Here is a 7,113-nt window from a genome sequence, read left to right as displayed (position 1 = left end):
GCATTTACCATCTCCCTGATTAGATTGGCGGCTCTAAGCGCAGGATTAATCCTGTCTATTTCTTGCGGAAGTTCTTGCCTGAGATTGTGCAGAGGACTAATTACTGATCTAATGAAGTTTTTGATGCTATGCGAAAGATCTGATATAATCTTAATACGTTCAGCTTCTTTGGCATTGCTTTCGATTTTATCGATTTCCATGACGATGAACTTCGATAGAGCTAACTCAAAGCGGTTCTGTAGAAGAAGCATCTTTGCAGGATCTTTTGATCTTAAGTATGGTAACTCGTGCAATAATGCCTGCATTAATTTCATGCGCCGTAGAGATTTGTACATATCCGCATACAATTCGTCAGTACGTAGATCGTTATCCATGCTCTGATTGTCTTTTTTGAAACTATTCAGAGTATACTGATAGACCTCATATAAATCCAGATGATCTTTTTTGAAAAATAGAGCTTCGACCATGTTTATAAAGATATTGACGCCTAATTTATCGAATCTGATAAATGAGAATAGAACATCAATGTCATCATATGCGCCATACGATGGCTGCTCAAATCTTAAGACCCTTGATTTTCTTACATCTTTTTCCTGAGAGATCGGCGTCAGATTGATATCGACACACTCTTGAAACAGCTGTTCACCGTTTAAGTCTTTGATCAGTTCTTTTGCAGAATTGATCTCCTTCACCGCCAACAGAGCACAGACATTCATAAACAAGACTGACTGGGGTTTATGGTCATTGTTGTTGAAGTATCTGCGTATCAGATTGTAATGCTCGTCCTCAAAGAGTCTTTGGATTAGTTCCAGCGGTACCCAGTCCGGGTTCTCTTTATAATACTCTGACAAAAGTTTAGCGTATTCGTCAATCTTGCCTGCAAGGTAAAACAACTCGATACCATAATACCCTTGACTCCATGTTCGCCCTTTGGTTAATAAAACAGGTTTTTCTTGATTAAATTCTTCTTTTTTGACGGGCACAAGTTCCTTGATTACTGATGCCGCAGTATCATTTTCGCCTAATATTATCAAAAGCCGTGCATGTTTATATGTTAGGTCTGAGTCTATCTTGCCCTGATTTCTTTCTTTAGCACGCACAACGCTATTCAAAGCGCGCTCGTAAAGACCTTCTTCGATCTCAATATCTGCTTTTCTCTTAAAATACCACGGTTGTGGATCAAGTTCACAGGCTTTTTCAATATTCTTAAGTCGATCTTTCGTATACCAGTCGGACTTCATACAATAATACGAAGCTTTGGGATACAATTCAAGCAGCATATCAATGGATTCATCCATCAGGGCATCGTACTTTTCAATTTCTCGAGCTTCTTTATCTGTCCATTTGAGATTCTCAGTTTCACTGTAGTATTCTAAATCACCATCATTATTGATGCTCTTGATATTATGCCGACCATCTTCCATGCTATATAGCAAACTATGTTGGTTTTGGAGGTATTGATGCAATACTTCAAATCTAAGATACAAACTATCTTCATCATTGTCAATGGCAATCGCCTTATTTAAATCCTCCAGTATAAGTTTGAAGTTCTTATCCCAATTACGAGAGATTTTATTTCTGGCGTAGGCTCGATAGAAGTAATAGGCACTATTCTGCTCTTTCTCAAGCGCTATGTCCATTAACTGGATCACTTCCTCGTATTGCTTATTATCCAGAAGTTCTTTGACTTTGGCATCAATATCCACAAGTTCTCCCATCTTCACATCATTGAAATTGATTTCCGATTTCTTCATAATATGCTCTCCAAGTCAGATTACTGGTTGAAACGATGTGTCCTCACTCTCGAATACTAGAATTGGATTGAGAGTCAACATCATCAAGTCTATATTGCCATTAAGCATTGCATCGAAGTATGGGGCGGCATTTCTGCCGCCCGCAGGTTGATTTTGAAAGTTATTTGTTGTGGATTTTGGCATGGGTAGATGCCGGAATGACCGTGAGGTTGGAGTAACGGTTGTCGGTTTTGACACCGTTGATGTGGTGGACATGATAGCCGGGTTTGATTGCCCCGCCCATTTTGTTTGCGGCGGCAGCACGATGGGTGAATTGCCAGCCAGACCCAGAGTTGAATTGGCGATAGCCGTTGAAAGAGCGGAAGTGTGCCATAGAGCACCCCCATAGTTTTTTATTTACCGCAAACGCGGTATGCCAATACAATATGCAGATAATGTACCAAAACAAGCAACCGAACCTAACAGCATATAATAAGAATAAGATATGTCTTAATCTATATGCGTTAATAGTGAGATCAGGGTAAATAAATATACTTTCCATGCTCATATATATTACTTTTCCCGTATCTTCTTTCTCTATCTGTTATCAAAGAGAGCTCTATCTAACATTGTACATGCTACGAATGGCTGAGTATTCTCGAACCTTCATTTGGAATATCTGATGTTCGGGAACGGTACCTGAAACAACTTTGACATATTTCATTGGGGCTATGATTTCAAATGTAGCAGGGAGATTGAATTGATGAGGTACTAACCTTACATGGGCTGCGACATGGACATCGATTGTGCCATTGTTTTCAATTATACGGTATGTAGAATATTTCAGACCTTGTTTTTGAAGAACTACTTCACCTCGATAGAAGTCCAAAACCTTATTAAGTCTTGATGAAAGAGCTTTTTCCAGCCAAGATTCGATCAATCCCATTGTTTCCTCCAAGTGGAATCACTCATGCGTGATCTCTGAAGCTTTTTGCATGTTAACTATCGCTTTATCGTACCATAAGATTACGTCACAAATCTGGTTCAACATAGATTTCATGGTGTGCTCAGTCAAATAATTGATATTGACTCCTTCAGGTGAAATGACTGTGTTTAAGTCATGAATTCCGCAGTCGCTACAGATCTCAAAGATAGATAAACAAGCATTACGCACTATTGAACTGTATCCTATAGAGTGTTTTTGATCAAAAACTGGAAGTCCACATGAGAACCTTCCCAAATAGTCATTGTCTTTCGCATAGAATCCCTTGATGAAGGTCTTAACTATTAACTGGTCAGGATTAGCCTTATTCCAGTAACTAGCATTGGGTTCATTCATTTTTCCAGCAATATGATGCATTAAATTATCAAGTATCTTTCTCAAGTATATGATAAACTCCCTCCTGCTATCATTATCATAATGCCTGATCATGTTAACGAATAGATCTACCTCGTCTTCATTTAGTCTATTCCTGAGTATTTTGACATGAGTTGCGAATCTGTTTTGAATACTGAATGATTCGAGATTAGCAACAATTTCAGTCAATACCTTATCCTTATCAGTTGTCTTTTCTATGATGTGGTTCCTGTAGAAATCATCGACATCAATAAGTGTCTCCAGTTCTGGAGATCCCTTTAACTCATCAATATTAGCCGTTAAATAGTAAATCTTGTTTTTATTATTGCGATCCAGCCTTAACAGTGCCAAAAGAATCAGATCACCCTCTCTTGTTGTATACATATCGATTTTCTTATCAACATCCGAAAATCCACACTTCTGCAAATATTCTTTAATGTCTTGCAAGTCCTCGTGGTAAGGAACTTCACTAAGATTTCTGTCGATGATGATGAGATCGTATTCGTTGTAGTAATACAGAGCTTTTGATAGTGCGTTAACGAACTTATGACAAATATCCAAGCATGATGTGCTACTACAGACACCAATGATTAGTTCTGGTGTTTTGTACTTATCGTTTTGGATGTTCTTCAGCAATGTAATCGTTCTTTCATCTTTGAAGATCGGCGAAAAAAGCTTGATGATGGTTGGGATACTACCTGTTAACTGATCTTCAATAAAAAGGATTCTACCCATTGTTACTCCAATAGTTCTTAAGATTGAGTGTTACTGTATACATGTTAGCTGCTTTTTCTGTTAAGATCTCACAGTCCAAGACCTTAGCAAAGTTCTTGATAATGACATTTCCAAGGCCGGTAGTTTTTGCCCTGACTTCTGGCTTATATGAGTTTGAGACTATCATTCGAATGAAATCAGGTTCATTACTCAGACTTATCTGTAATTTTCTTTGAGACAATGGGACAAAGGATGCGTATTTAACTGCGTTCAAGATGAGCTCTTGAAGCAAGATTGTTAATTTGATGGCAGAACTTTTTTCATTACCTACAGTTAGTTCTGATCCGGAGTCTATCTCTAGAGTCAGATCGAATAAGTATTCTTCTGCAAATCTGATTAGTCTGCTGCCATCGCGATCATGACCAATGAAGTCCCATTTAAGTTTTGAATCTGAATAAGCTTGACGATCCTTGAAATAATTACTCATAAACTGAGGGTAATACTGGCTATCATACATATTGCTGATAGCATTTCTCAGGGATTGGGTGATCATTGCAGATATGCAGCTGGTGTCTTTTCCTGGATTGTGGATGTCATATATAAGGTCTTCTACACTGACAGTATAAGAGAAGTTAATTGAGTTCACCATCTCTCTTATCAGATTTGCACCTTTTATTGCATCTTCAATCACGGGCATCTTATCAGGGATATCCCTTTTTATGCTTTCAAGAGGGTCAATAACGGACCTAAGAAGATTCTTTATATTGTGAGATAGATCTGATAACACCTTATTACGTTCCTCTTCTCTTGATGACTCTACGATATTATTCATTTTGTCCCCCATTTTACGAGATGCTCCGATTACTATCGATAATGAAACCGCAAAGTGACTTGAACTTCCGGAAATGAAAACCATAGATAGATCATTGATCAACTCTACTTTCATTGAAGATTGGACATAAAAATCCTTGTACTTATCGTTATCAATATTGGTTGGTGAGTCAACACTCTGTCTTTCAACTATATCTGCATGAAGGTCAATTAGATTGGAGTACTGCACAGGGAATATTTTCTTCAGGACTTTGATAAACATCTCCCATGTTAGCATGTCATAGGGAAGATCAAATGGAAAAAGCTCTAAAATTGTTCTCAGATTGTTCGTTAGGTTATTAACATCGATTTCCTGTCCAAAAGCTTCCAGTTCCAAGCTATTGGATTTTCTTCCTGATTTAATGATCTCTTCAAGCCCTTGAGGGATTTCTTTTAATACTAATATGCCCTCACTTAGATTGCCTGATAATACCGCTATCCAAAATTGCATCCATTTAGCAGTTGCTGTCGTAGGTCTTTCAAGTTCAAAGTAATCCTGAAGCGCCGAATAATGCTTCTTGTTCCATAGCTTAATAATGAAGGCATATTTTGCTTCCTGGTTCCATTGAGTTATATCTACTAGAGTATCAGCGGTACACCTCTTGTTGAGATATAAATCTATACAGGCCTTATAAAAACAATAGAATTCCTGTTCCAACGTTGAAGCGTGTTGTTCAAGGATTTGCTCAGCCTGTGCCCAGTTCCCAATTGAGCCAAGGAATATTACTTTCTCTTGATTAGAAAGGGTATCGCTAGATAAGATATCTGTCATCAAGCTTGGATTTATGCTAATTTTAGCATCTGCAAAGAGATCAGTATCAATCAACCAACGTAAGACTTGCGATTTGTTAGGCTCTTGCATTGATATTATGGAGTCATTGAACTGAGGCTCTAATTGTGGAATCTTGATCTGGTATGTATTTGAGATTTGTAATGCGCTTGCCAAAAAGTTGATATCTTCGGTATGTACAAGATGATTATAATTATCTCGTATCCATAACATGTGGTCAATGCCATCAAGTATACGACCACTGATGAACATCATCTGGGCTTTTGCAACTTGGTAATAAGCACAGTCGTATATGGCTATAGCTGTTTCGATAGAATTTAGTGAATCATCGAATCTATGTAATGAAGCAAGTAGCTGAGCTCTGAAAATGAAATATGAGTGGTTAGTATCCATTTCTATAGCTCTATTAATTGTTTCTAGAGCTTTATCATATTCCTTTAGGTGATCTAACACTTTAGCTCTATTAAAAAGAAGGTTAGAGTCGGGTCTAAGTTTAAATGCTTTGTCCATGTAATCCAACATAGTCTCAAAACGACCCTCTGATTTGCATTGAAGCGCATACTGAAGAAAAGCCAGAGCCTTACTGTCTTTCTTAGAAGTCTTACCACGGTTATTGTTAACGAATATAGTCATTCTATTTTCTTCCCAATAAAGATTCCACTAAGCTTCTCCATTTGTATAGATCAGGGGTTTGCCCATATACAAGAGCTTTGTTTATATATATGTATGCGTCATCGTACTTACGTAGTGAAGCATAACACATTGAAATATCGAAGTATATTAGAGGATCAGTGGGATTGAGTTTTAGCACTCTTTTGGAGTTTTTAATTGCCTTAGAGAATTCTTCCATAACCATCAGTATTTGGGTTCTGACACGTAGATTGCCAACTTGCTTGAAGAGCTTTAAACAGAGATCATTATTTCTAAGCGCTTCTTTGTGGCGTCCACATTCTATATAGATGTTCGTCAACAAATTGTATGTTTCTATGCATGGGAATGCTCTAATCGCAATTAATGATGATGTAATGGCATTCTCGAACTGCCCTAGCTCTTTCTGCGCGATTGCTTCTAAAACGTAAATATATGGATCGGTATGCATCTTCTTTAACTCAAATATCAAAGCAAGAGCTTCTTCGAATCTACTTTCATCTATTAGTTTTGCAACTATATCCATATTCATATCCATTAATCAAGCTAGGCGATGGTGGGTGATATCACCCACCATCGATATTGAGGTTTATTTGTTGTGAATTTTGGCATGGGTAGATGCCGGAATGACAGTGAGGTTGGAGTAACGGTTGTCGGTTTTGACACCGTTGATGTGGTGGACATGATAGCCGGGTTTGATCGACCCGCCCATTTTGTTTGCGGCGGCAGCACGATGTGTGAATCGCCAGCCAGACCCGGTGTTGAATTGGCGATAGCCATTGAAAGAGCGGAAGTGTGCCATAGAGCACCCCCATAGGTTTTATTTACCGCAAACGCGGCATGCCTATATAGTTTGCATGCCGCGTTCCAATCTCGCCAATTCAAGATATACATCATATAATACAATGCGTTACGATCTTTGCAGCCAATTCGTGCCGGTTTATAATGGTAACTATCATTACTATTTGTGGTCATTATTCTTACTTTCTTCAAGCGCTTTT

Annotated in this window: 7 protein-coding genes and 1 pseudogene; all 8 read right to left on the bottom strand. The window is 38.2% G+C overall.

Going from position 1 to position 7,113, the window contains the following annotated elements; genetic code table 11:
- A partial coding sequence (locus LHW48_11205; protein MCB5261014.1) for a hypothetical protein occupies positions 1-1,754 on the bottom strand: 1,754 nt, incomplete at its 3' end.
- A 160-nt stretch (positions 1,755-1,914) separates the two neighbouring features.
- The gene (locus LHW48_11200) at positions 1,915-2,127 is read right to left on the bottom strand and encodes an HNH endonuclease (GenBank protein MCB5261013.1); all 213 of its coding nucleotides are present in this window, start codon (positions 2,125-2,127) and stop codon (positions 1,915-1,917) included.
- Positions 2,128-2,352: 225 nt separating this feature from the next.
- Positions 2,353-2,679, bottom strand: coding sequence for a hypothetical protein (locus LHW48_11195; protein ID MCB5261012.1), 327 nt, complete (start codon positions 2,677-2,679; stop codon positions 2,353-2,355).
- 18 nt (positions 2,680-2,697) lie between these two features.
- Complete coding sequence (locus LHW48_11190; protein ID MCB5261011.1) at positions 2,698-3,825, bottom strand: hypothetical protein; 1,128 nt, start codon at positions 3,823-3,825, stop codon at positions 2,698-2,700.
- A complete protein-coding gene (locus tag LHW48_11185; GenBank protein ID MCB5261010.1) occupies positions 3,818-5,500 on the bottom strand; it encodes a hypothetical protein in 1,683 nt (560 codons plus the stop codon). The genes LHW48_11190 and LHW48_11185 overlap by 8 nt, the downstream gene beginning before the upstream one ends.
- Positions 5,501-5,842: 342 nt before the next feature.
- Positions 5,843-5,974, bottom strand: a pseudogene (locus LHW48_11180) (tetratricopeptide repeat protein).
- A gap of 124 nt (positions 5,975-6,098) precedes the next feature.
- Positions 6,099-6,638, bottom strand: a complete 540-nt coding sequence (locus LHW48_11175; GenBank protein ID MCB5261009.1) for a hypothetical protein — start codon at positions 6,636-6,638, stop codon at positions 6,099-6,101.
- Between the two features lie 63 nt (positions 6,639-6,701).
- Entirely contained in the window at positions 6,702-6,914 is a 213-nt protein-coding gene (locus LHW48_11170; GenBank protein ID MCB5261008.1) for an HNH endonuclease, read from the bottom strand.
- Between the last annotated feature and the right edge of the window lie 199 nt (positions 6,915-7,113).

Source organism: Candidatus Cloacimonadota bacterium (assembly GCA_020532355.1).
In the GTDB taxonomy this organism is placed as follows: domain Bacteria; phylum Cloacimonadota; class Cloacimonadia; order Cloacimonadales; family Cloacimonadaceae; genus UBA5456.
The sequence above is the reverse complement of the archived record's forward strand: the minus strand, read 5'-3'. Positions and strand labels throughout refer to the sequence as shown.